This is a genomic window from Loktanella sp. DJP18 (assembly GCF_049310965.1).
In the GTDB taxonomy this organism is placed as follows: Bacteria; Pseudomonadota; Alphaproteobacteria; order Rhodobacterales; family Rhodobacteraceae; genus Loktanella.
The window spans coordinates 1-1,740 of sequence record NZ_JBMERN010000297.1 but is presented as its reverse complement, the minus strand read 5'-3'; the positions used below and the strand labels follow the sequence as shown (position 1 = coordinate 1,740).

Annotated in this window: 1 protein-coding gene; it reads left to right on the top strand. The window is 63.6% G+C overall.

From position 1 onward, the window contains the following. Nucleotides 1-1,360 (top strand): recombinase family protein (locus tag ACOI1H_RS25365; RefSeq protein ID WP_422441073.1); only part of this gene is annotated, 1,360 nt, incomplete at its 5' end. Nucleotides 1,361-1,740 lie beyond the last annotated feature (380 nt).

Below are 1,740 nucleotides of genomic sequence, written 5' to 3'. Positions count from 1 at the left end.
CGTCGCCGAGGGCGAGATTTCCGAACTGCATATCGGGCTGAAGGGCACAATGAGCAGCCTTTTTCTGAAGGACCTTGCCCAGAAGACCCACCGGGGCCTCGAAGGCCGCGTGCGCAAGGGCAAGTCGGCGGGCGGCGTCACCTACGGCTACGATGTCGTCCGGGACTTACTGGCAGACGGCACCATCACCACCGGCGAACGCACCATCAATGTCCAGCAGGCCGCCGTGGTCCGGCTTATCTTCACGAACTACAGCCATGGCATCAGCCCACGTGCCATCGCCACCGGCCTGAACAAGGAAGGCGTCGCCGGTCCGCGCGGCACCTGGGGGTCTTCAACCATCTACGGCAATGACAAGCGTGGCACCGGCATCCTGAACAACGAACTCTATCTGGGCCGCCTCGTCTGGAACCGGCAGCGGTTCATCAAAGACCCCGATTCCGGCAGACGGCAGGCCCGGATGAACAAGCCTGAGGACTGGATCATCGAACAGGTGCCTGACCTGCGGATCGTCAGCGATGACCTCTGGGAGGCCGTGAAGGCCCGCCAGACGGCCACGCGCAGTCTGGCCATCCGAGACGCCATCAAAGCCGTGGGGCGCATGAAGCGGGCCACCCACCTGTTCACAGGCATGTTGAAGTGCGGCACCTGCGGCGGCGGGTTCATTCAGGTCGGCAAACAGTACTACGGCTGCGCCAACACGAGGAGCAAGGGCACCTGTGGCAACCGCCTGACGATCAAGCGCGAGGATTTCGAAGCCCGTGTTCTGTCCGGTCTCAAGGACCAGCTGCTGCATCCTGACCTCATCGCGGAATACGTCTGCGCCTATCAAGCCGAGTTCAACCAGTTGACCGGGTCGATCCGAGCGGATCGCATGGCCGACGAGCGTGAATTGGCCAAGGTCACACGCCAGATCGACCAGATGGTCAATGCCATCGCCGAAGGCATGTTTCACCCGAGCATGAAGGACAAGATGACGGCGTTGGAGTCGTCCAAGGCGGCGCTGACGGCCAAGCTGCACGATACCTCGGACGCCGCGCCTGTCCTGCTGCATCCCGGTCTCGCGGATCGCTATCAGGCGCAGGTGGCGGACCTGACGGCGGCGCTACAGAGCGACAGCACGAAGGCGGAGGCCACATCGATCATCCGCAGCCTGTTGACCGAGATCCGGCTGATCCCGCAGGATGCCGCGCTTTCGATCGAACTGGTGGGGGCGTTGGCGGGGCTGCTGTCTTTGGGTAGCTCTGAGAACGCAGAAAGCCGCCCTGGGGCGGCTTTGTCTGGTTCGTCTGTAATGGTTGCGGGAGGGCGATTTGGACACTGTTTTCAAAAACTCACGCACGTCACCGTGCGGAGGTGACTGCGCCGCTACCAGTCCAGAGTTGCCGTTTCACCCACCATCCTGCCGCAGGTGCTTCCGGCCCTTACCGGACATTGCGCGCACACTCGGCCGCTGCGGTGCAGCTTCCCGAAAGCAGACGTTGATAGGTCAGGCACCGTCTGGGAGCCGGTCGGGCAGTTGCGTGCCATTGTCATCCGGGCTGGTGATGCCCACTCTGGATGCAATGCCGTCCGAAGGAGTCCCATGCCTCGTTCGTTCCCGGCCCTCCCCGACGCGCCCGCCGCCACGCGCCACCCCACCGTGGCGACCGTTCACGGTGTCGATCTGCACGACGATTACGGCTGGCTGCGCGCCGACAACTGGCAGGAAGCGATGCGCTTACCCGACCGGTTGCCCGC